The sequence below is a fragment of the Pseudomonas sp. PS1(2021) genome, from assembly GCF_020405165.1.
GTDB lineage: Bacteria > Pseudomonadota > Gammaproteobacteria > Pseudomonadales > Pseudomonadaceae > Pseudomonas > Pseudomonas aeruginosa.
This window is the reverse complement of the sequence record NZ_CP084484.1, coordinates 3976742-4000306: the sequence shown is the minus strand read 5'-3', so window position 1 is coordinate 4000306 and position 23565 is coordinate 3976742. Positions and strand designations below refer to the sequence as shown.

General features: G+C 63.8%; 17 protein-coding genes and 1 pseudogene. 11 read left to right on the top strand and 7 right to left on the bottom strand.

Features of this window, described 5'->3' with window-relative positions:
• Positions 1-72 precede the first annotated feature (72 nt).
• The 4 genes from LE197_RS19230 to LE197_RS19215 all read right to left on the bottom strand — a co-directional run bounded on the left by LE197_RS19230 (position 73) and on the right by LE197_RS19215 (position 6990).
• Entirely contained in the window at positions 73-1677 is a 1605-nt protein-coding gene (locus LE197_RS19230; RefSeq protein WP_034031007.1) for a carboxyl transferase domain-containing protein, read from the bottom strand.
• 94 nt (positions 1678-1771) lie between these two features.
• Entirely contained in the window at positions 1772-2953 is a 1182-nt protein-coding gene (locus tag LE197_RS19225) for an isovaleryl-CoA dehydrogenase (protein WP_034031009.1), read from the bottom strand.
• Positions 2950-3372, bottom strand: a complete 423-nt coding sequence (locus LE197_RS19220; RefSeq protein ID WP_034031010.1) for a MerR family transcriptional regulator — start codon at positions 3370-3372, stop codon at positions 2950-2952. Before LE197_RS19220 ends, LE197_RS19225 begins: the two co-directional genes overlap by 4 nt.
• A 63-nt stretch (positions 3373-3435) precedes the next feature.
• Positions 3436-6990 carry an indolepyruvate ferredoxin oxidoreductase family protein gene (locus LE197_RS19215; protein ID WP_034031011.1) on the bottom strand — a complete coding sequence of 1185 codons (3555 nt, stop codon included), beginning with the start codon at positions 6988-6990 and terminating at the stop codon, positions 3436-3438.
• A 298-nt stretch (positions 6991-7288) separates the two neighbouring features.
• Between LE197_RS19215 and LE197_RS37335 the strand changes: the two are divergent.
• The 8 genes and pseudogenes from LE197_RS37335 to LE197_RS19175 all read left to right on the top strand — a co-directional run bounded on the left by LE197_RS37335 (position 7289) and on the right by LE197_RS19175 (position 16235).
• Positions 7289-8952 (top strand): annotated as a pseudogene (locus LE197_RS37335) (DUF1302 domain-containing protein).
• A gap of 100 nt (positions 8953-9052) precedes the next feature.
• Positions 9053-10405, top strand: a complete 1353-nt coding sequence (locus LE197_RS19205; protein ID WP_034030788.1) for a DUF1329 domain-containing protein — start codon at positions 9053-9055, stop codon at positions 10403-10405.
• 10 nt (positions 10406-10415) lie between these two features.
• Positions 10416-11213, top strand: a complete 798-nt coding sequence (locus tag LE197_RS19200) for an SDR family NAD(P)-dependent oxidoreductase (protein ID WP_034030789.1) — start codon at positions 10416-10418, stop codon at positions 11211-11213.
• 22 nt (positions 11214-11235) lie between these two features.
• A complete protein-coding gene (locus LE197_RS19195; RefSeq protein ID WP_034030790.1) occupies positions 11236-11682 on the top strand; it encodes a nuclear transport factor 2 family protein in 447 nt (148 codons plus the stop codon).
• 18 nt (positions 11683-11700) lie between these two features.
• On the top strand, positions 11701-13077 hold the full coding sequence (locus LE197_RS19190; RefSeq protein WP_034030791.1) for a phosphotransferase family protein: 1377 nt from the start codon (positions 11701-11703) through the stop codon (positions 13075-13077).
• 32 nt (positions 13078-13109) lie between these two features.
• Entirely contained in the window at positions 13110-13952 is an 843-nt protein-coding gene (locus LE197_RS19185; protein WP_052168377.1) for an SDR family NAD(P)-dependent oxidoreductase, read from the top strand.
• An 18-nt stretch (positions 13953-13970) separates the two neighbouring features.
• The gene (locus LE197_RS19180) at positions 13971-15221 is read left to right on the top strand and encodes an MFS transporter (protein WP_034030792.1); all 1251 of its coding nucleotides are present in this window, start codon (positions 13971-13973) and stop codon (positions 15219-15221) included.
• Positions 15222-15308: 87 nt separating this feature from the next.
• Positions 15309-16235, top strand: a complete 927-nt coding sequence (locus LE197_RS19175) for a quinone oxidoreductase family protein (RefSeq protein WP_034030793.1) — start codon at positions 15309-15311, stop codon at positions 16233-16235.
• 131 nt (positions 16236-16366) lie between these two features.
• Here LE197_RS19175 and LE197_RS19170 read toward each other — a convergent pair whose 3' ends face one another.
• Entirely contained in the window at positions 16367-17269 is a 903-nt protein-coding gene (locus LE197_RS19170; RefSeq protein WP_034030794.1) for a helix-turn-helix domain-containing protein, read from the bottom strand.
• A 171-nt stretch (positions 17270-17440) separates the two neighbouring features.
• Between LE197_RS19170 and LE197_RS19165 the strand changes: the two genes are divergently transcribed.
• Positions 17441-18352, top strand: a complete 912-nt coding sequence (locus tag LE197_RS19165) for a LysR family transcriptional regulator (RefSeq protein ID WP_034030795.1) — start codon at positions 17441-17443, stop codon at positions 18350-18352.
• Between the two features lie 124 nt (positions 18353-18476).
• On the opposite strand, the gene LE197_RS19160 is transcribed toward LE197_RS19165, so the two are convergent.
• Both LE197_RS19160 and LE197_RS19155 read right to left on the bottom strand, forming a co-directional pair.
• Positions 18477-19025: a glutathione peroxidase gene (locus LE197_RS19160; RefSeq protein WP_034030796.1), complete on the bottom strand. Its 549-nt coding sequence runs from the start codon at positions 19023-19025 to the stop codon at positions 18477-18479.
• Between the two features lie 35 nt (positions 19026-19060).
• On the bottom strand, positions 19061-19903 hold the full coding sequence (locus tag LE197_RS19155; protein WP_034030797.1) for an SDR family oxidoreductase: 843 nt from the start codon (positions 19901-19903) through the stop codon (positions 19061-19063).
• 441 nt (positions 19904-20344) lie between these two features.
• Between LE197_RS19155 and LE197_RS19150 the strand changes: the two genes are divergently transcribed.
• Both LE197_RS19150 and LE197_RS19145 read left to right on the top strand, forming a co-directional pair.
• A complete protein-coding gene (locus LE197_RS19150) occupies positions 20345-22012 on the top strand; it encodes a DUF1302 domain-containing protein (protein ID WP_034030798.1) in 1668 nt (555 codons plus the stop codon).
• Positions 22013-22036: 24 nt separating this feature from the next.
• Complete coding sequence (locus LE197_RS19145) at positions 22037-23404, top strand: DUF1329 domain-containing protein (protein WP_034030799.1); 1368 nt, start codon at positions 22037-22039, stop codon at positions 23402-23404.
• Positions 23405-23565: the final 161 nt, after the last annotated feature.

Genomic DNA, 23565 nt, shown 5'->3' with positions numbered 1-23565 from the left:
AAAAGCTCCTATGGCTTCAGGCCACAGGCTTCAGGCGGCAAGCGGTTTGCCTGCGGCCTGTAGCCTGCAGCCTTACATCCTGAACACGCCGAAGCGGGTCGGCTCGATCGGCGCGTTGAGGCTGGCGGACAGGGCCAGGCCGAGCACCTCGCGGGTCTGCGCCGGGTCGATGACGCCGTCGTCCCACAGCCGTGCGCTGGAATAGAAGGCGTGGGCCTGGCGCTCGTACTGCTCGACGATGGGGCGCTTGAGGCGTTCCTCTTCCTCGTCGCTGTAGTGCTGGCCGGCACGCTCGGCCTGTTCGCGCTTGACCTGCACCAGTACGCCTGCGGCCTGCTGCGCGCCCATCACGCCGATCCTGGCGTTGGGCCACATCCACAGGAAGCGCGGGTCGTAGGCACGGCCGCACATGCCGTAGTTGCCGGCGCCGAAGCTGCCGCCGATGATCACGGTGAACTTCGGCACCTTGGCGCAGGCCACCGCGGTGACCAGCTTGGCGCCATGTTTCGCAATGCCACCCGCTTCGTACTTCTGGCCGACCATAAAGCCGGTGATGTTCTGCAGGAACAGCAGCGGGATACCGCGCTGGCAGGCCAGCTCGACGAAGTGCGCGCCTTTCTGCGCGGCCTCCGCGAAGAGGATGCCGTTGTTGGCCAGGATCGCCACCGGGTAGCCCTGGACATGGGCGAAGCCGCACACCAGGGTGGTGCCGAACAGCGCCTTGAACTCATCGAACTGCGAGTCGTCGACGATGCGCGCGATCACCTCGCGCACGTCGAAGGGCTGCTTGGCGTCCTGCGGGATCACCCCGTACAGCTCCTCGGCGGCGTAGCGCGGGGCGACCGGCGCGCGGCATTGCAGCTCGCCCAGCTTGCGCCAGTTGAGGTTGGCCACGCTGCGGCGGGCCAGGGCCAGGGCGTGCTCGTCGCTGTCGGCGTAGTGGTCGGCCACGCCGGAGACCTTGCAGTGCACATCGGCGCCGCCGAGGTCCTCGGCGCTCACGACTTCACCCGTTGCGGCCTTCACCAGCGGCGGGCCGGCGAGGAAGATGGTGGCCTGCTGGCGCACCATGATGGTCTCGTCGCTCATGGCCGGCACGTAGGCGCCGCCGGCGGTGCAGGAGCCCATGACCACGGCGATCTGCGGGATGCCCTGGGCGCTCATATTGGCCTGGTTGAAGAAGATCCGGCCGAAGTGCTCGCGGTCGGGGAACACCTCGTCCTGGCGCGGCAGGTTGGCGCCGCCGGAGTCCACCAGGTAGATGCACGGCAGGCGGTTGTCCAGGGCGATGGCCTGGGCGCGCAGGTGCTTCTTCACCGTCAGCGGGTAGTAGCTGCCGCCTTTCACCGTGGCGTCGTTGGCCACGATCATGCATTCGACGCCTTCCACCCGGCCGATGCCGGCGATCACCCCGGCGGCGGGCACGTCCTCGCCGTAGACCTCATGGGCGGCCAGCTGGCCGATCTCGAGGAAGGGCGAGCCGGGGTCGAGCAGGCGGTTGATGCGCTCGCGCGGCAGCAGCTTGCCGCGCGCGGTATGGCGCGCCTGGGCCTTCTCGCCGCCGCCTTCGTGGAGGCGGGCGAGCAGGGCGCGCAGTTCGTTCACCTGCTCGAGCATGGCCGCGCGGTTGCCGGCGAACTCGGGGGAACGGGGATTGATCTGGGTGTGCAGGATCATGGCTTCTCCATGAGCTGCAAGCTACAAGCCTCAAGCTGCAAGAGAGCAGCGGGGCTCTTGCTTGCAGCTTGTAGCTTGCGGCTTGTAGCTGCCGTTATTTCGTTTCGTTGAACAGCTCGCGGCCGATCAGCATGCGGCGGATTTCGCTGGTGCCGGCGCCGATCTCGTAGAGCTTGGCGTCGCGCCACAGGCGCCCCACCGGGAACTCGTTGATGTAACCGTTGCCGCCGAGGATCTGGATCGCTTCGCCGGCCAGCCAGGTAGCCTTCTCCGCGGCATACAGGATCACCCCGGCGCAGTCCTTGCGGACCTGGCGGACATGATCGGTGCCCAGGGCGTCGAGGTGCTTGCCGACCGAGTAGAGATAGGCGCGGCTGGCCTGCAGGGTGGTGTACATGTCGGCGACCTTGCCCTGGATTAGCTGGAACTCGCCGATACTCTGGCCGAACTGTTTGCGGTCGTGGATATAGGGCACGACCACGTCCATGGCCGCCTGCATCAGGCCCAGCGGGCCACCGCTGAGCACGGCGCGTTCGTAGTCGAGGCCGCTCATCAGTACCTTGACACCCTCACCGACCTGGCCGAGCACGTTCTCTGCGGGAACCTCGACATCCTGGAACACCAGTTCGCCGGTATGCGAGCCGCGCATGCCCAGCTTGTCGAGCTTCTGCGCCACGGAAAAACCAGGGCTGTCGGTTTCGAGGATGAAGGCGGTCATGCCCTTGGCGCCGGCGGCCAGGTCGGTCTTGGCGTAGACCACCAGGATGTCGCAGTCGGGGCCATTGGTGATCCACATCTTGTTGCCGTTGAGCACGTAGCGGTCGCCGCGTTTCTCGGCGCGTAGCTTCATCGACACCACGTCGGAGCCTGCATTCGGTTCGCTCATGGCCAGGGCGCCGATATGCTCGCCGGAGACCAGCTTGGGTAGGTACCTGGCCTTCTGCTCGGCAGTGCCGTTGCGGTTGATCTGGTTGACGCAGAGGTTGGAATGAGCGCCGTAGGACAGGCCGATACCACCCGCCGCGCGGGAGATTTCCTCCATGGCGACCATGTGCGCCAGGTAGCCCATCCCCGAGCCGCCGTACTGTTCGGGAACGGTCAGGCCGAGCAGGCCCATGTCGCCGAACTTGCGCCACAGGTCCATGGGGAACTGATCGGTGCGGTCGGCTTCTTCCGCACGTGGCGCGATCTCCTTGGCGGCGAAGCCGGCGACCGAATCACGCAGCATGTCGATTTCCTCACCGAGGAAGAAGTTCAGGCCGGGCAAGTTGCTCATGGTTCCAATCTCCTGTTGTCATTATCGATGTTGGGGGTGTCATCCCGGGCCGCCACGAGTGTGTCTCGGCAGTGTTGTTCGGCCTTGTCCAGTTCTCGCAGCATCTGCTGGATGTCGAGCAGTTGCCGCTCGAGTTGCTGGCGGCGTCCGGCGATCTTCTCCTGGAGGTGGCCCAACTGCCTGTGGTTGCCTCCGGAGGGGGCGTACATATCGATCAATTCCTTGCACTCGGCCAGTGAGAGGCCGATGCGCTTGCCTCGCAGGATCAGCTTCAGGACGGTCCGGTCGCGCGGTGCATAGACACGCTCCAGACCACGCCGAGCGGGCGTCAGCAGTCCCTGTTCCTCATAGAAACGGATAGTGCGCGTGGTCACTTTCAGCTCGCGGGCGAGCTGGGAGATGCGGTAGTTCCCGGACATGCTCACGCGCCTTCTGCCCGCGTCGAACCCGGCGGATGCTGCCTGACGCCTTCGGACCGACGATCAAAGCTGGGTCGCATGAATGCGTACCGCCTGGCCGGCGTCATCGAACGGCTGGCCATTACGCCATTGATCCAGCAGGCGTGCCTTCTGCTCCTGGGCGTGGGCCAGGTAGCGCTCCTTGACCGCGCCGTAGCCGCGCACCGCATCCGGCAGCTCGGCCAGCTTCACGGCAAGTTCGAGCTTGTCCTGGCTGAGCGACGCCAACAGTTCGTCGAGGAGCTGTTCGTAGCCGAGCAACCACTCGCGCTCCACCTTGCGCTCGTGGGTATGGGCGAAGGGATCGAGCCAGGTATTGCGCACGCGCCTCAGTTTGGCCAGGAGCTTGAAGCCTTTGAGCATCCACGGGCCGAAGCTGCGCTTGGCCGGCTCCACGCCCGGCGTGGCCTTGTTCAGCAGCGGCGGGGCGAGGTGGAAGTTCAGGCGATAGTCACCCTCGAAGGTCGCCTCGATCTTCCCGAGGAACTCGCCGTTGGTGAACAGGCGGGCCACTTCGTATTCGTCCTTGATCGCCAGGACCTTGAAGTAATGGCGCGCTACCGCCTCGGTGAGAGCGCCGGGCTGGCCGATCAGGGCGCTTTCCGCGACGCAGAAGCGCTCGACGCGCTTGCGGTAGCGTTCGGCGTAGGCCGTGTCCTGGTAGTCGCTGAGGAACTCGCTGCGACGGGCGACGATTTCGTCGAGGTTTTTCGAGAGTTGCCGGTCGCTGCTCTCGACCTTGCTCGTGGCGAGCTTGCCTTGTACCCGGGGCAGGTCGACGGCGGCTCGGCGGCCCCAGACGAAGGCGGTACGGTTGAACTCGACCGCCGTGCCGTTCAGTTCGATGGCTTGCAGCAGGGCGGCCTCACTCACCGGTAGCCAGCCTCTCTGGTAGGCGTAACCGAGCATGAAGGTGTTAGTAGCGATGGAGTCGCCCATCAACGCGGTAGCAATCTTGCTGGCGTCGATGAAGGTCGCCTGACCATCTCCGACTGCCTCGTTGATCTGTGCGGCCATGCCCTCGGTACGGAACTGCGGATCCGGGTTGGCCTGCAGGTTGCCGCTCTCCGCCTGTCGAGCGAAGGTGCGAACGAAGGCGCTGGTGATGCTTTCCTCGCTGTTGACCAGGGCGTGGGTCACGCCCTGGCGTAGCTTGGCCAGGGTCTCGCTGTTGGCGCTGACCACCAGGTCGCAGCCCAGCAGCAGGCTGGCTTCGCCCTCGGCGATGCGTGGCGCGAACAGTTGCTCCTGGCGGGCGGCGATGCGGATATGCGACCACACCGCGCCGCCTTTCTGCGCCATGCCGGCCATGTCCAGGTTCAGCGCACCTTTGCCTTCGAGGAAGGCGGCCATGCCGAGCAGGGCGCCGATGGTGACCACGCCGGTGCCGCCGACACCGGTGACCAGGATGCTATAGGGTTGCTCCAGACTCGGCGCCACCGGTTCAGGCAGCTCCCAGACGTCCTCGGCGTTTTGCGCCAGGGCCTTGGGCTTGCGCAGCTTTCCGCCTTCGACGGTGACGAAGCTCGGGCAGAAACCGGACAGGCAGGTGAAGTCCTTGTTGCAGGAAGACTGGTCGATCTCGCGCTTGCGGCCGTATTCGGTTTCCACCGCGACCACCGACATGCAGTTGGACTTGCTGCTGCAATCGCCGCAGCCCTCGCACACCGCCTCGTTGATCACCACCCGGCGTGCCGGGTCGGGGAACTTGCCGCGCTTGCGCCGGCGACGCTTCTCGGCGGCGCAGGTCTGGTCGTAGATCAGCGCGGAGACTCCTGTGAACTGGCGCAGCTCGTCCTGCACTTCGTCCATCCTGTCACGGCGGTAGACCGGCACGCCGGGAGCCAGGTCTTTCACATCCCGGTACTTGTCCGGGTCATCGCTGACCACCACGATCCGTTGTACGCCTTCGGCGGCGAGCTGGCGGGAAATCTGCGGCACGGTCAGCGTGCCGTCCACCGGCTGGCCGCCGGTCATCGCCACTGCGTCGTTGTAGAGGATCTTGTAGGTGATCGACACTTTGGCCGCCACGGAGGCGCGGATAGCCAGCAACCCGGAGTGGAAGTAGGTGCCGTCACCAAGATTGGCGAACACGTGGCGGGTTTCCGTGAACGGCGCCTGGCCGATCCAGGCCACGCCTTCGCCACCCATCTGGCTGAAGGTCTGAGTCTGCGGGTAGATCCAGGCGGCCATGTAATGGCAGCCGATACCGGCCAGGGCTCGGCTGCCGTCCGGGACCTTGGTGGAGGTATTGTGTGGGCAGCCGGAGCAGTAGTGCGGCACGCGTTCCATCAGGTTACCGAACTGCTGCTTGCAACCGAGCTGGGCTTCCAGCACCGCCAGGCGCACTTGCAGCGAGCCATTCGGATGCAGGCGCAGGATACGCCTAGCCAGAGCTCGGGCGATTTGCGCCGGTGTCAGGTCGTTGATCGCCGGCAGCAGCCAGTCGGTGTGCGGCAGGCTCCACTCACCCTTATCGTCGAATTTGCCGACGATGCGTGGGCGCACGTCTTCGCGCCAGTTGTACAGCTCCTCCTTGAGCTGGTATTCGATCATGTGGCGTTTTTCCTCGACCACCACGATCTCCTCCAGCCCCTCGGCGAACTGGCGCACGCCCTCGGCCTCCAGTGGCCAGACCATGCCAACCTTGTACAAGCGCAGGCCGATCTGCTGTGCCAGCTCCTCGTCGATACCGAGGATGTTCAACGCCTGGCAGACGTCTAGGTAGGACTTGCCGGAGGTGATGATGCCGATGCGTGCCTTGGGCGAATCGAACACGATACGGTCGAGGCGGTTGGCCCGCGCATAGGCTAGCGCCGCGTACAGCTTGTGTTCCAGCAGGCGCTGTTCCTGGGCAAGGGGCGGGTCCGGCCAGCGGATGTTAAGGCCGCCCTCCGGCAGTTCGAAATCGGGAATGACCGGCTGCACGCGATTGATGTCGAGATCGACGATGGCCGCGCTTTCCACCGTATCGGCCACCGCCTTGAGCGCCACCCAGCAACCGGAATAACGCGACATGGCCCAGCCGTGCAGGCCGTAGTCGAGATACTCCTGCACCCCGGACGGCGCCAGCACCGGCATCATCACCGCCTTGAAGATGTGCTCGGTCTGGTGTGGCAGAGAGGAGGAGCGGGCGCCGTGGTCGTCACCGGCGATGGCTAGCACACCGCCGAACTTTGAGGTGCCGGCGGCGTTGGCATGGCGGAACACATCGCCGCAGCGGTCCACACCTGGGCCCTTGCCGTACCACATACCGAACACACCGTCGTACTTAGCACCCTGGAACAGGTTGACCTGCTGGGTTCCCCACAGCGAGGTAGCGGCGAGGTCTTCGTTCACGCCGGGCTGGAACAGCGTGTGATGCTGCTTGAGGTGATCGCGAGCCTTCCACAGCGCCTGGTCGAAACCGCCCAGCGGCGAGCCTCGGTAGCCGGAAATGAAGCCGGCGGTATCGAGCCCGTTGGCGAGGTCGCGCTGACGCTGCATCAGGGGCAGGCGCACCAGCGCCTGGACACCGGTCATCAGGGCTTTTCCGGTCTGCTGGACGTACTTGTCTTCCAGCGAGGGCGATGTGCTCATGGCTAACCTCCAATTGTTCTTATCGATGCGGCCAGTCTGTGGAGGGCGCATTATGATTTTGAACAAATTATTGGCTTGTGTTCAGATATCTTGAAGCAATAAAAATATGTTTCAGGTATTTGATAATCAAATACCTGGTGCGGATTGCCCGTGCATTTCGACGATAGCCTTTTGCATTTCGGCAATAGTCCGATTCGTTGTCTGCATCCCTCGGCTCCCGTTTACTCGTGTTGCGCTCCAGTCGAGAGCGCCGCCCCCGATGGCGGAAAAACAACAATGAGTGATACGGAGATTTCTGATGTCGAGTGCCAACCTGATCGGTAGCCATCTGGCGATTGGCGTGGTGGCGGTCCTGTCCTGTGGCGGCCTGCTCCAGGCGAAGGAGTTCGAGACCGCCAACCCGGACCTGAGCCTGCGCTGGGACAACACGCTGCGTTACAACCTGGGTTTCCGCGCCGAGGGCCGGGAGCGCGCGCTGGCCAACAACGCCACCTATGACGAGTCCGACTCCAGGTTCGACCGTGGTGACGTGGTGACCAACCGCCTCGACCTGATGAGCGAGTTCGAGCTGGCCTACCAGCAGTACCACGGCTTCCGTGTCAGCGCCGCTGCCTGGTACGACCAGGCCTACACGGATGGCGAGGTGAAGACCGCCCAGGGCAATGTCTACTATCCCGGGGCTTTTCCGGGGCCGAGCACGCCGAGCTACCGGGGTGGTGACTACTCCGGCTTCACCAAGCGCTACCACCGGGGACCCAGCGGAGAACTGCTGGACGCCTTCGCCTTCACCCGTCTCAATCTCGGCGATGTGCCGGTCAGCCTGCGCGCCGGCCGACATACCGTCTACTGGGGGAGCGGCTTGCTGATTGCCGGCCACGCCGTTTCCTACTCGCAGGCCCCGCTCGATGGGCGCAAGGCGGTGAGCAACCCCGGTACCGAAACCCGCGAGATATTCCTGCCGCTGACCCAGCTTTCGGCCCAGGCCCAGGTTACCGACAGGTTGTCTCTCGCCGCCCAGTATTTCTTCGAGTGGGACACCACCCGTGCGCCGGAAGGCGGCACCTACCTGGCCTCGGCCGACGTGGCCCTGGAAGGGCCGAACCAACTGCCGATCGCGCCCGGTTTCACACGCCCCCTGATCGACCCGCTGACCCCGGGCGACCGTGGCAACTGGGGGGTGATGGGGACCTACAGCCTCGATTTCCTGCATTCGGATATCAGCGCCTACTACCGTGAATTCGATGACTACAACCCCTGGGGCCTGCAGGTCGGTAGCAGCTTTGCCCGCTACGTCTATGCCGAGAACGTCAAGCTCTACGGGCTGAGCTGGTCGGCCGGACCGCTACTGGGGGCGGCTCGCTAGGGGTGGATCTGTCCTACCGGCGCAACGCCTCGCTGATTTCGAGCAATTTCAGCGCGCAGGACAACCAGGGGGCGCGAGGCGACACCTGGCACCTGGTGGTCAACGGTCTATGGCTGCTACCGCGTACGGCCTACTTCGACACCGGCAATTTCATCGCCGAGATGGCCTACAGCCGCGTGCAGCGTGTAACCGATCACAAGGACCTCTTCAAGGGCGAGGGTTACGCTGGCTGCCCGGCGGGCCAGGACAAGGCCTGGGGGTGCGCCACGCGCGACTACCTGGGCGTCGCCTTCAGCTTCGCGCCACAGTGGCTTGGCGTCTTCCCCGGCTGGAACATTTCCGCGCCGATGAGCTTCGACTATGGCGTATCGGGCAATGCCGCCACCGGCGGCGGCAGCGAGGGCAAGTACAGCTACAAGATCGGTGTCAAGGGCACGCTGGACGAGCGCTACGACGTGACCCTGGCCTATATCGGCTACGGCAGCCCACGTAAGTACGCAGACATCCCCGGTGTGGGCAAGACCGTGGTCGGTGGCTCCGGCGATATCGGCCTGTCCGACCGCAACTGGATCTCGCTGACCCTGAGCACCGCGTTCTGATCCGCCGCCGGCCGCGCGGCCGGCGCAACGCCATGACATCGCGTGCGCGACGAGGTCGCGTCCTGTCCGGCGTTTCCCAAGACTATGAGTGGAGGTTTCCATGCAACCGAACATCTACACGATGGGCCTGCTCGCCATCGCTCTGGCCGGCTCGGCGCTGGGTGACGACAGCTATTCGCCCAACGATCTCGGCGGCAAGCTGACGCGCTTCGGCGCCATCGCCGCCGGCAACGCGGAGGGCACCATTCCTCCCTACGAAGGGGGGCTCAAGGTACCGGCCAGCCTGCAACCTGGCGATGGCAGCTGGCCCAATCCGTTCGACGGGGAGCAGCCTCGACTGCGTATCACCGCAATCAATGCCGACCAGTACGCAGACCAGTTGTCCGCCGGGCAGATGCGGCTGCTCAAGCAGAATCCCGACACCTACTTCATGGATATCTACCCGACCCACCGCACCGCGGCCTTCCCCGAGGCGTTTCTCGCCGCGACCCAGCGCAACGCCAACGATCCTGAGTGCAGGTCGTTCAACGATGGCCTCTCCATTGCCGAGGCCTGTCGCGGTGGCCTGCCGTTCCCGCTGCCGCAGGACGGCCAGCAGGTGATGTGGAATTACATCCTTAACTATCAGGGCGTGAACGGCTGGGACTGGAATCACAGTGCCTATGTGGTCAACCAGGGCCGCCCGACCCTGACCAATACCAATCGCTCCACGGGCGAGAAGCCGTTCTACCAGCTCGATGTGCCCGGGCGCGATGCGAAGATCGCCCAGCGCATCTGGTCGCGCATCGTCGCGCCGGCGCGCACCGCCGGGCAGGCGTCCGGCTATTGGGACTACCTCGATCCGGTGGCGAACGCGCGTTATGCCTGGAGCTACTCCACCGGCCAACGCCGCGTGCGCAAGGCCCCGGAGTTTGCCTACGACACACCCAATTCGGCGTTCGGCGGAGTGGCCTTCTATGACGAGATCTTCCTCTTTTCCGGAAAGATGGACCGCTTCGACTGGAAGCTGCTGGGCCGCCAGGAAATGTTCATTCCCTACAGCAACTACAAGCTGAAATGGGGCTGCGACATGGACACCAAGCTGATGGCCAGGCACATCAACCCGGCTTGCGAGCGCTGGGAGCTGCACCGCGTCTGGGTGGTCGAGGCCACGCGCAAGGAAGGCATGCGCCACGCGCAGAAGACGCGGCGCTACTACATCGACGAGGACACCTTTGGCGCCGCGCTGTATGACGCCTGGGACGACGCCGGGGAAATGTTCCGCGCCGGCGCGCAGTACAACATCCAGGCCTACGGCACACCGAACAACCCGCAGCAGGATGCCTACTCGCTGTACGACTTCACCCGCGACCAGTACGGCATGTTCGGCAACGGTCCGAGCCGCTATCGCGTCGCCCCGGTCGCCGAGCGCGAAGCCAATCCACAGACCATTGCCGGCGGGCAGACCCGCTGAGGAGAGCATGATGCAGCGTCTCGAAGCAAAGGTCGCCGTACTCACCGGTGCCGGTAGCGGAATCGGCCGGGCCTCGGCCCTGCTGTTCGCCGCGCAGGGTGCCCGGGTGGTAGTGACCGACCTGCAGGAAGCGGCGGCCCTGGCGGTCGCCCAGGAGATCGCCGAGGCCGGCGGCAGCGCCATCGCGCTGCGGGTCGACGTCGGCGTGGAAGATGACTTGCGGCGCATGGTCGCTGACACGCTGCACGCGTTCGGGCAGATCGACGTTCTGTTCAACAACGCCGTCAACAAGAATCCGGCAACCGTGCGCGACGTGGATTTCCTCGCGTTCAACGAGGAACTGTTCCACCGCAACATGCGGGTCAACGTGCTCGGTGGCGTGCTGGCCTGCAAGCACGCCCTGCCGCACATGCTTGAGCGGGGAGAGGGCTCGATCATCTTCACCTCGTCGACCAGCTCGATCGCCGGCGAGGTCGCGCAGTTCAGCTACGGCGCCTCTAAGGCGGCCTTGAACTGGTATGTGCAGAGCATTGCCGCGACCTTCGGCAAACGCGGGGTGCGCTGCAACGCCATCCTGCCAGGGGTGATCCGTACCCCGGCGATGGTGAGCTGGGCCAACGCGGCAATGCAGACGGCCTTCCTGGACATCCACAACGTTCCGCGTCTCGGCGAACCGGAGGACATTGCCGGCATGGCGCTGTACCTGGCTTCGGACGAGTCGCGCTATGTCAATGGCGCGCTGCTGCGCGTCGATGGCGGCATGAGCTGCGGCACGCCAATGGTGCCGATCGTGCGCACCTACCTCTGAATCCCTTCATCAGGAGCTGAATATGGGACTGTTACAGGAAAACTTCATCCGTGAATTCTGCGCCGCCTGGGGCGACGGCAGCGCCGAGTCGCGGCCGCAGGTCGACAAGCTCGTGTCGATGCTGGCCGAAGACGCCGTCTGGCAACTCTGGGTGCCGGGCGGCCCGGTGATTCGCGGGCGTGTCGCACTGCGCCGGGAAATCGAGCGGCAGATGCGCTACACCAGCCACAACCTTTGCACCATCCGGCACATGCTGTCTTCGGACACCCTGGTGATGACCGAGCGCGACGACTACGCGCTGTCCAGCGGCAAGCCGATGCCGCACTCGATGGTGGCGGTCTACGAACTCGACGAGCAGGGCCTGATCAAGGCCTGGCGCGAGTATCTGGACACCGCCGACCTGGCCCGGAAAAAAGGCGTGGCCCTCGACCAGGTGGGTGGCCCCGGCCTGCCCCCCGTGCAGCACTGAGCCCTTGCGGAGAAACCCATGCAATCGTCAGATACGCAAGACAGCGCTGCGGCGCTCATTGAACAGAAGCTGCGGCGCTTCGTCGAACAGCTCGTTGGGGGGCGGGTCATCTCCATGGATCGTCTGCCGCGATGGCGCCCGGCCTGGAACCTGGACGTGCGCCGTGGTGGCGAGCGCCTGCGCCTGCATATTCGTGGTGAGCGCGGTGGCGACGTCAGTCCCTTCCCGGAGCTGCGGCGGGAGGCGGAAATCCTCATGCTGCTCGGCGCCCAGGGCATTCCCGTGCCGCATATCCATGGCTTCTGCGAGGACCCGCAGGCCATCATCATGGAGCGGGTCGCCGGGACGCGCGACCTCGGCGCCGCGGCCAACGACGAGCAACGCCGTGATCTGGCCCGCCAGTACGTGCGCGCCATGGCTGCCATGCACCGACTGCCGCTGGAGCCCTTCGTGGCCAAGGGCGTCCGCTTACCGCAGGGCGCCGACGAGATCAGCCTGGCCGGGCTGGACGCCTATTACCCCTTGTACCTGCGCAACAAGAGCCGAGCCCAGCCGCTGGTCGAGTTCGCCCTCGGCTGGCTGCGCCGCAACGTGCCCCGGCATCGTACCCGGGCGGCGTTCGTGCAGTACGACTCTGGCCAGTACCTGTTCGAGAACGGTCGGGTCAATGCCCTCTACGATTTCGAATTCGCCATGATTGGCGACCCGCTGGCGGACCTGGCCTCGGCGCGCATGCGCGACAACTACGAGCCGCTGGGCGAGACCTTCAGTGAACTGTACCGCTATTACCAGGAGGTCAGCGGCGAGGCAGCCGATGCGGATGTGGTGCGCTACCACACGGTGCTGTTTTCCACCGTCAGCACCATGCAGTTTTCCGCTACCGTTGCCACGCCGCAGCCCGGCGACCCGCACGACACCTACATCGAGTTCGACCTGGCCCTGCGTCGTGTCGTCGTGCACGCCCTGGCCGAGGCGATGGGCATTGCCATAGAGGCGCCGTCACTGACACTCGTCGAGGCGGGCGCCAATGCCCAGTTGCTGACGATGCTCGTCGACGCGGTCGGGCAGATCGAGGTGGGCGACGACTTCCAGGCCTCCCGGCGTACCGCCGCGCTCAAGCTGGTCGAGTACCTGGGTCGCGCTGATGCCATGGAGGTGGAACTGCGGCGCCTGGAACGGGAGGACGCCGAGGCACTGCTGGGACGGCGCTTCGAGGATCCCGCACAGATCGACGTCGCCCTCGAGGCATTCGTGCGGGAAGCCGGGGCCGAGTACGACGAGCGCCTGCTGCGCCTGTTCATGGCCCAGGTCGAACGGCGCGTGCAGGTGTTTGGCGGCACGGCCATTGGTGCTTCGGCCAGCCATATCGACCTGCCTGCCATCGAGGCACGCTGAGGTCCCATTCTGCGAACAGAGGAGCTAGACACATGTCGCACGCACAAACACGCGCCGGCGATACGCTGGCGTTCAAACGGCAATACGGGCCCTGGGCATTGATCGCCGGGGCATCGCACGGGGTAGGCGCGGCATTCGCCCGGCAATTGGCGGCACTCGGTCTGAACTGCGTGCTGGTTGCGCGGCGCCAGGAGGCCCTGGAAACGCTGCGCAGGGAACTGATAGCGGAGCATGGCGTCGAGGTGCTGGTGGTCAGCCAGGACCTGTCTCGGGCGGATGCCGCGGACCGCCTGTGCGCCGCCGTGGCGCAGCGCGAGATCGGTCTGCTGGTCTACAACGCCGGCGGTGACCCGTTCATCACGCGCTTCCTCGCCACCACGCTGGACAAGTGGGACTCGCTGCTGCGCCTCAACGCGTCTACGCCAATGGCGTGCTGCCACGTCTTTGGTGGGCGGATGCTGTCCCGTGGCCGTGGCGGGGTGATCCTGGTCGGCTCGCAGGCTGCCCTGGGCGGTATCCGCAAGCTGGCCATGTACAGCGCCAGCAAGGCATTCGCGCTGAACCTCGGCGAGTCGCTGTGGGCCGAGTGGCGGGAACGTGGCGTGGATGTCCTGAACCTGCTGATCGGCACCGTGGATACCCCGACCATGCGCGAGGCGATGCTCCGGCTGAACATCCCCGACGCCTCGAGCATGCCGCTGCCCCAGGCCGAGGACATCGTCGCCCTGGCCCTGCGCGAGCTGCCTAACGGGCCGACCCTGGTTCATCCCGACGACCTGGAGGGTGACGAGCCGCAGCGCCGGCCGGGTAGCGCGCGGCGTACGCACACCCTCGACAAGAGCGCTGAGGCGGCGCTCTTCATCGGCGCGGACTGACAGCATGGAGGTTTGCACATGAGGCATTTCGACAATCGGGAGTTCAAGCGCGGCTGGCATGTGCTGGTGCTGGCCATCGTCGGCGTGGCCACCAGTTCCAGTTCGCTGCTGCTGTACAGCTTCAGTTCCATGGTCATCCCGCTGGAGCAGGCCATGGGCTGGGCGCGCAGCGACCTGCAGGCGGCGATCACCGCACTGTCCCTGGGCACCATAGTCGCCGCGCAACTGGCCGGCTGGCTCAACCTGCGCTACGGCCTGCGCGCCGTCACCCTGGTGTCGCTGGTCGTGCTGAGCCTGAGCCTGTTCATGCTGGCGCGCATCGGCGGCTCGATCTGGATGCTCTACCTGGGTTTCTTCCTGGTGCCCCTGGCCGGTGTCGGGACCCTGCAGATCACCTGGTCGCACCTGGTCAACCTGTGGTTCGAGGAGAACCGCGGCTTCGCCCTGGCGATCATTCTCAGCGGTTCCGGGCTGGCGGCGATCATGCTGCCGCTGATCACCAGTTGGGCCATTGGCCGCTGGAACTGGCAGGCCGGTTTCATTGCCCTCGGCCTGTTGCCAGTGCTGCTGGCCCTGCCACTGGCGTTGCGCTGGCTGGTACCGGTGGTGGCGGTTGGCGACGCCCGCGCGCAGGCGCCGATGGCGGAGGCGGTGCGTCGCCCCGGCATCCTGCTGCGCGACGCCCTGGGTTCCTGGCGCTTCTGGATCTGCAACCTGTCCATGACTCTGGTGGTGGCCTGCGTGGTCGGTATGGTCACCAATATCGTGCCGTTGTTGCAGGATCGCGGCCTGAGCGCATCCCAGGCCAGCCAGGTGTTCAGCAGTTTCGGTATTTCGCTGATCCTTGGCCGGCTGGTGGTGGGTTACCTGATCGACCGCCTGTGGGCACCGGGCGTTGCCGCCCTGGCCTTGCTGCTGCCTGCCTTCGCCTGCCTGATTTTCGCCTACACCGAAGCCAACCTGCTGCTGTTCATCCTTGCCACCTTGCTGGTGGGCATCGGTGCCGGTGCCGAGTTCGATATTGCCGCTTTCCTTATCGCCCGCTACTTCGGCATGCGCGATTACGGCCGGCTGTTCGGCGTGCATCTGGGGCTGATCACCGCCGGTGCGGCCGCATCGCCGCTGTTGTTCGGTGCCTTGCTCAGGGACACCGGCAGCTACACGGCCATGCTCGGTTTCTGTTTCGCCTGCTTCGTGGTAGGCCCCTTGCTGCTGCTGACCCTGGGTGGCTACCCGGTGTTCAAACGCGAAGCGTTGCCGGCGCAATGAGCCTGTTCGTTAAATATCTGGACAAATTTTAATAATGTGTTCAACTTTGTTCCATCCCTGAACAACAAGATAGAGAAGGAGGTTGTCATGCGTGCTGCCATCATTTCCGAACGCAACGCCCCGCCGGTGGTGGGTGATTTCCGTGAGCCAGAGCCGCAGGACGGTGCGGTACTGATCGACGTCGACACTGCCGGCCTCGGTGGCTGGGATGTGCTCGGTGCCTATCGCCTGGGTGTGGAGTATCCCTGCGTGATTCGTGGCGAGGGTGTAGGCCGTGCGACTGATGGCCGGCGCGTGTACTTCGGCGAACGCTCGGTGGCGCCGTTCGGCGCCTGGGCCGAGCGCACCCTGGTGCCCGCCGCCGAGGTGTGGGAGGTGCCGGACGAGGTGGACGACAAGACCGCCATCAGCATGGGTATCGCTGCCACCGGAGCCATAGTGCCGCTGGAGAAGGCCGCGATCCAGAAAGGCGAGAAGGTGCTGATCCTCGGCGCTACCGGCACCCTCGGCCAGATCGCCCTGCAACTGGCGCGCAACATGGGCGCCGGCAAGGTGGTGGGCGCGGCGCGTTCGGCCCCAGCGTTGCTGGGCCTGAAGTCGCGCGGCATAGCCGACGAGGTGGTGACCCTGGGTGGCGCCGATGATGTGGCCGCATTGAAGGACGCCGCCGACGGCGGCTTCGACGTGGTCCTCGACCTGGTCTGTGGCCAGCCGATGCTCACCGCGCTGAAGGCCACCAACTGGGGCGCGCGGATCATGACCATCGGCACCGGGGCGGGGCGGCAGGTCAACCTGGACATCGCCGACCTGCTGTTCCGCTCGCTGTCCTGCATCGGCACCGGCCAGCGCCCACCGGCCGAACGCGAGCAGATCTGGCGACGTCTGCTGAAAATCGCCAAGGAGCAGGAAATCCAGGTCGACTATCTCGACTACACCCTGGATCAGGCGGCTGAGGCCTGGGCTACCCAAATGGCCGGTCCGCACGCGAAGATTACGGCCAGCATAAAGCGCTGATCCATGCCGTGGCCCGAGCGCCATGAGCCTGTGGGAGTGGTCTCAGCCGCGAAGCTGCCATGTACTTATTGTGGTCGCAACGGATCGCCACTTCCATAAAGGTTGTTTTCGACCTGCTAACTTGTGCGACTTCAGCGGCTGCGCTGCCGGCGGAACTCCTCTGGCGTCAGTCCCACTTCCTTGCGAAAAGCCGCGGTAAAAGCCGCGGCATTCTGGAAGCCCGCGCCATAGGCGACCTGCTTGATCAACAAGCGTGGATCGGTGAGTAGCGCCATGGCCTTCCTGACCCGGATTTCCGCCGCATAGCGGCGCAGGGTCTTGCCGGTGGTGTTCTTGAAGCGGGTCGACAGTTGTCTGGCCGGCAAGGAACAGGCCGCCGCCAGGCATCGCAGGGAGGTGTCCTCATCCGGGCCGGCCTCCAGCATGTCCCGTAGCAGTCGGAGTTGGCCGGGGCTGAGTTTGCCGTCTTCCTCGCCGCCGCGGTCGCGGAGAAACTCCCGGTGCAGCTCCAGGGCGATGCTGGTCAGCAGGCATTCGATGTGCAGTTCGCTGGCGAAGCCGGGGGCGGCGATCTCTTCCGCCAGGCGTTGCAGGGTAGCTTGCAGGTAGAGGCTCTGCAGGTTGAGCATTTCCTCGCAGGCGCGGCTGTTCCAGTCCCAGTGGAAGGCGGCCAGCGCGCCCAGGTCTGTCGGGTCGAACATGCAGATCAGCGACTTCTGCTGATAGGCGCCATGCTTGAGATGGAATTCGGTACCATGAGGAATGAACAGAAGCTGGCCAAGTGGCTTGAAACGGTGCGCGGCATGGCCGTCGAAACTGCCGAAATTGTGTGCGGTGCCGTTGTAGGCGAGGCCGGATGGCGTCAGCAGCATGCGTACCAGGCAATTCTTCTGGAGCTTGATCAGTGCCGTGCCCGCGCTGGACCAGTGGGCGTGTTCCAGGCGAATGTCGAAACCCTGCTTGCGTAGCGAGGCTTCGGTCCAGAAATCGCCGCTATGTTCGGATTCGTATTCCTTGTAGCTGATCGCGTTCATTTTCAACCTTCAGCAATTCTTGTTTTTGGCGCTGAAATTCGAACGGTCGCGAAACCGTCGGGCAGATCGGAACCGCAGTGCAGCCGGTCTGGCCCCTGTCACTGCCCGAGTTTACTCAGCGTGTCGGTGAGGGCGATTCATAAAAATGAGAGACAGGTATTAGAAAAGCAGATGGCGAAGGGCAAAGACATTTCCATGCGACAGCTCCGCTACTTCGTAGCGGCGGCGGATGCCGGTCAGTTCTCCCAGGCCGCGCTCAAGGTGCATGTCTCTCAGTCGGCGATCACCGCGGCGGTCCTGCAGTTGGAGGAGACGTTGGGCGTCAGCCTGTTCGAGCGCCTGCCCTATGGCGTGGCGCTGACCGCCGAGGGCCACAAGTTCGCCCAGCACGCCCGGCATATCCTCGACACCCTGCAGGATGCCCTGAGCGAACCCCTGTTCCTCAGCCACGCGATGCAGGGGGTGGTCCGGGTCGGTGCGTCCTACACGGTGCTCGGGTACTTCCTGCCTGCGCTGCTGGCGCGCTTCAAGCGTAGCTATCCGCAGGTGGAGATCGACCTGATAGACATGGACCGCGAGAGCATCGAGGCCGCGGTGGCCGATGGCCGGCTCGACCTGGGGCTGGCCATCATTTCCAACAGCCCGGACCTGTCCCGTTTCGAGCACCATGTGCTGATCCGTTCGCGCCGCCAGCTCTGGCTGGCCAGTCAGCATCCGCTGATGGCGGCGACCTCGATCAGCCTGGAGGATGTCGCCAGGCATGCCTATATCCTGGCGACGGTCGACGAGGGCAGCGTATCCACCAGCCGTTACTGGGAGACGCGTGGCTTGGCACCGGACGTGGCGTTTCGCACCTCCTCCATGGAGGCCTTGCGCGGCCTGGTCGCCCATGGTTTCGGCGTCACCATTCTCTCCGACATGCTCTACCGCGCCTGGTCCCTGGAGGGCAAGAAGATCGAGGCGCGCCCGCTGGCGGACGCCATTCCGCCGATGGAGCTGGGGCTGATCTGGCGCCCCGAGACTGCCTTGCCGGAGCCCGCTCAGGCGTTCCGGCAGTTCCTGATCATGACCTGCGCCTCCTGACCGAGGGACTAGCAGGTCGATGTCCCACCCCGCACGCGAGACTTTGGGGCATATGCCACCACCTCCGCCATTACGGGAGGGCGCGCGCAGGGCAGGAGAGGGTGGTTCGGCCTGATCCGGGCCGCTAGCGTTTCTCCAGCTCGGCCTCGATGGCCTGGAGCAGGCGGGAATCGTCCGCCGCCACATCCGGGGCGAAACGACCGACCACCTGGCCGTCGCGGCCGACCAGGAATTTCTCGAAGTTCCACAGCACCGCCGGTGCCGGGTCGGGCTCTATGCCGTAGCCCTTGAGGCGCTCGCGCATCGGTCCTTCGCCGGTCGTCTGGGGTTGCGCCTCGGTCAGCAGGCAGTAGAGCGGGTGACGGTCCGCGCCCGTCACCGCGATCTTCGAGAACAGGGGGAACTGCACGGCGTAGTTAAGGCTGCAGAACGCCTTGATTTCCTCGTCGCTGCCCGGCTCCTGTTCCCTGAAGTCGTTGGCCGGAAAGCCCAGTACTTCGAGCCCGACTTCACGCTTGTCTTCATAGAGCTTTTCCAGGCCCTCGTATTGCGGGGTAAGTCCGCACTTGGACGCGACGTTCACTACCAGCAACACCTTGCCCCTGAAGCGGTCGAGTGTCAGGGGGGCTCCATCGATTGTTTTGAGTGGGATGTCGTAAATCGTCTGGGTCATGCCGTTCTGCTCCTTGCGGTTTTGGGGGGTATTTCTCAAGCGTTTTCGTTGCGCTTGCGGGCGGCTTCGGCGAAGTCGCTCTTGAGGGTGGGAAAGTAGGCGATCTGTCCGCCCATGCCACCGCTGATGTCGATGGAGGCTGCGCTGATGAAACTGGCGTAATCGCTGGCCAGGAACAGGGCCATGCCTGCGATGTCCTCGGGTTTACCGAAGCGGCCTAGCGGCACCACCTTGAGCACCATCGCGTCGAATTCCTCACGGCTCACGCCCGGAGGCATCTCCTTGTAGTGGCGGTCCCATTGCCCGGTGTCGATCCAACCCATGTTCAGGCTGTTGACCAGGATATTTTCCTTCGCCAGGGACATGCCCAGCGAACGTGACAGGGCGACGCAGGAGGCCCGGTTGATCACCGAGGGAATGCCGTCCGGCGTGGGAATGGTGCCGGCCAGGGCGTTGATCTCGATGATCCTGCCCCAACGCTGCGCACGCATGTGCGGCACCACCGCCTGGACGAAGCGGAAATGGCCCATCTGCAGGATGTTGGCATGCTCGAGAATGTCTTCCGGTGTCAGGGTGTCCAGGTTTCCGCCCTTGCCCTGGCCTGCATTGTTGACCAGTACGTCCACGCCTCCCCAGCGCGCGGCGACTTCGGCGACAAAGGCCTTTACTCCCTCGGTGTCGGTGACATCGACGGCACGGGCGATGACTGCCTGGGCGGTTGTTTCCAGTTCCCGACCGGTCGTGACCACGGCCTCTTCGCTACGGGCGCAGATGGCTACCCGCGCGCCTTCGGCCGCGAATGCCAGGGCAATCGCCCGGCCGATACCGCGTGATGCACCGGTGACGATCACGCGTTTACCACTGAGATCGATGTTCATGGATTCTCCTCGGGGTGAGGCCGGCCACACGCGTGGATGCGCGATGCCGGCCAGGGTAGGCACAGCTGAACTAGCGCCATTTAATCCCAGCGAGCGATATTTTTAAAAGCAGATATTGATCATTTTTTGTAGTTGTGTTCATTTTCATGGGGCCTGCTTTGCCGTCATGAGCGAAGCGGGTGGATCTTCCTCTGGTATTCGGGGCGCAGGATCGCTTGGTGAGGAAAGTCCGAGTAATGGCCGATGCGTTGCTATATTCTGTATGCAGAATCACAATCTGCATGTGGAATTTTAAAACATTATCGGCTAGGGTGTTCGCAGGAAGGTGGAACGGTTTTCTCGTTGCTGTGCAATAAAGCGCCGAAAACTCTAGGAAAATATGCTGGGCTAGGGTTTGTTCATCCTCCTAAGTTACTGAAAACAAAAATAAAAGGATCCGAGATGAAAGCGATCAAGAAGTTTGGCGGGAAAGCAGTCTCGCTCAGCGCTCTGGCGTTGGCCATCATGGGTGCTGCTGGCGGGGCGACGGCGATGTCGTTCGACGTGGGCAACCCGGATATCAACCTGCGCTGGGACAACACCGTGAGATACAACCTTGGCGTCCGCATGGAAGAGCAGGACTCCAAGATCATGAACAACCCGAACTATGACGAGTCCAACGGCAAGTTCGACAAGGGTGACATCGTTACCAACCGCCTTGATCTGCTCAGTGAGATCGACCTGTCCTACCGCAATGATTTCGGCGCACGGGTCAGTGCCGCAGCCTGGTATGACCACGCCTATCGTGATACCGACGTGAAAACCAGTGTGCCGGGTTATGCGGGCAGCTACAGGAACGGACGCTACAGTTCCGAGGCCAAGCGTTACGTCCATGGCCCTTCGGGCGAAATCCTCGATGCTTTCATCTGGACCAACTTCAGCATCGGACAGACCCCGGTCAACCTGAAGGTCGGTCGGCATGCCAACTATTGGGGGGAGGGGCTGTTGTTCGGTGCGCATGCGGTTTCCTACTCGCAGGCTCCTGCCGACGGCATGAAGGCGGTGACCAGCCCTGGCATCGAAACCAAGGAAGTGTTCCTGCCTATAGGCCAGATATCTGCCAAGGCTCAGGTGTCGGACAACCTGTCGGTGGCCGGGCAGTATTTCTACGAATGGGACAATACCCGCCTCCCATATGGCGGCACATACTTCGGTGCGGCGGACTTCTTTTTCGAAGGCACCCACCAGATGGCCGCGGCCCCGGGTTTCAATCTGCAGCACGCGACCTCCAAACGCGGTCGCGATGGTGAGAACTGGGGGGTGATGCTCAAGTACAACGCCGAGCCGATCGAAACCACCTTTGGCGCCTATTACCGCCAGTTCGACGACTATCAGGCGTGGGGCGCACCGCAAACCGATATTGCGGCGGGGACGTACCGTCTGGTCTACCCGCGTGACGTCAGACTCTATGGCATCAGCGCCTCGCGTGCCATCGGTTCGGCAGCGGTCGGTGCCGAGCTGTCCTACCGCAAGGACGGCGCGCTCAACTCCACTGGCATCAGCCTGGTGGATGACAACGGCGCACGCGGCGACACCCTGCACTTCGTGGCCAACGCCGTCTACGGTATGCCGCGCAACTTTATCGCCAACAACGCCACCCTGGTTGCCGAATTCGCCTACAGCCGCTTGCAGAAGGTGACGGAGCACAAGGAGCTGTTCAAGGGGGAAGGCTATACCTGTAATGATCTGCAGGGCCCTGCAAACAATGGTCGGGGCAACAAGTCCGATGGTTGCTCGACCAAGGACTACTACGCCGTTGCGGTGAACTATACCCCGGAGTACGCGCAGATCCTTCCGTCCTGGAGCCTGAAGGTGCCACTGACCGTCAACTACGGCCTGAAAGGCAATGCTGCTACTTCCGCGGGCGGTAGTGAAGGTGCGCTGTCCTGGTCGGTCGGTGCCACGATGACCTACCGCGAGGAGCATGAGTTCACCCTGCGCTACGCCGACCTTTCGGCCCAGGAGAAAAATACGCTCAATGCCCATGGTCAGCGGCAGGTCGACGGTAACGGCAACGTGGGTGGTACCGATCGTGCCTGGTTGACCTTCACTTACAAGACCTCCTTTTAATAAGTCCAATAACGGAGACTGGTTATGAAACTCCAACTCGCTTTGAGTCTCGCCCTGACAGGGCTGTCCGCGTGCGCCTTCGCTGCCGTCACCTCGGAAGAGGCCGCCGAACTGGGCAAGTCCCTCACTCCCTGGGGAGCGATCCAGGCAGGAAACGCCGAAGGTACTATTCCAGCCTATGAAGGTGGCCTGCGCCAGGCTCCGGCCGGCTTCAAGCCGGACAGCGGCTTCTGGGTCGATCCCTTCAAGGATGAAAAGCCGCTGTTCCGTATCACCGCGGCGAATGCCGAGCAGTATGCCGATCAGTTGAGTGAGGGCCAGAAGGAGCTGCTGCGCAAGAACCCGGATACCTGGTACATGGACATCTATCCGAGCCACCGTACCACTGCCTATCCGCAGGAGGTGGTCGACGCCACCATCCGTAATGCCACTACCTGCAAGATCGAAAAGGACGGGCTGGCGGTAAGTCCCGACTGCCGCGGCGGCCTGCCGTTCCCGATCCCGAAGACCGGTAACGAGGTGATGTGGAACCAGCAGTTGCGCTACAAGATCGGCCCTGGCTACAGCACCACTAGGTCGTCCAACAGCTGGGTAATCGACAGCAATGGGCAGGTGACCAAAGTTGCCGAGCAGGCGACCTTCGAGGAAACACCGTACTACCAGGTCACCCAGGCGGATCGGGATCCGCAGATGTACGCCCGTGTCTACTCGCGCAACGACTTCCCCGCGCGCCGTTCCGGCGAGGTCATCGTGCTCAACGACTACCTCGACCCACAGGCCAAGCCTCGCCGCTCCTTCAGCTACACCCCGGGGCAGCGCCGGGTCAAGCTGGCGCCCGAGTTCGCCTTCGATACCCCGGTGGCCAGCCAGGGGGGCGTGACGCTGTTCGACGAACTGCAGATGTTCTCCGGCGCCCAGACCCGTTTCGACTACAAGCTGGTAGGCCGCAAGGAAATGTATATTCCCTATAACGCCTACAAGGCCTATTTCGACTGCAAACAAGACGAGCAATTTCTCAAGAACCACGCCAATCCGGCTTGCGAGCGTTGGGAACTACATCGTGTCTGGGTGGTGGAGGCCACGCTCAAGCCCGGTCAGCGCCACGTCTACAGCAAGCGTACCTACTACCTCGACGAGGATACCTTCGGCATCGGCCTGTACGACGCCTGGGACAAGAGCGGTGCGTTGTACCGCGCGATCTTCCTCAGTGGCGTGCAGATATATGACAAAACCATCCCCTATAACGTGAAGAACTTCACCTACGACTTCAACAAGGGCAACTACGCCCTGCTCAACGATGCGTTGAAAGGTGGCTACTGGTTCTTCGACAAACCGTTCACTGAACGTGAGATGAACCCCGAGGCCATTGTGTCGAGGGTCACCCAGCGCTGACCCTGTTCGGCCTTGCCCACCTGCACGATTGCAGGTGGGCAGGAATTATAAGAATGCAGGTGGGCACGCATGTGTTCACCCTGCAAATCCTGGTTGAGGACAATAACAATGACTAGCCCCGGCCTTGCAGCACCAGTTTTTACGGCTGGCTGTCGACGACT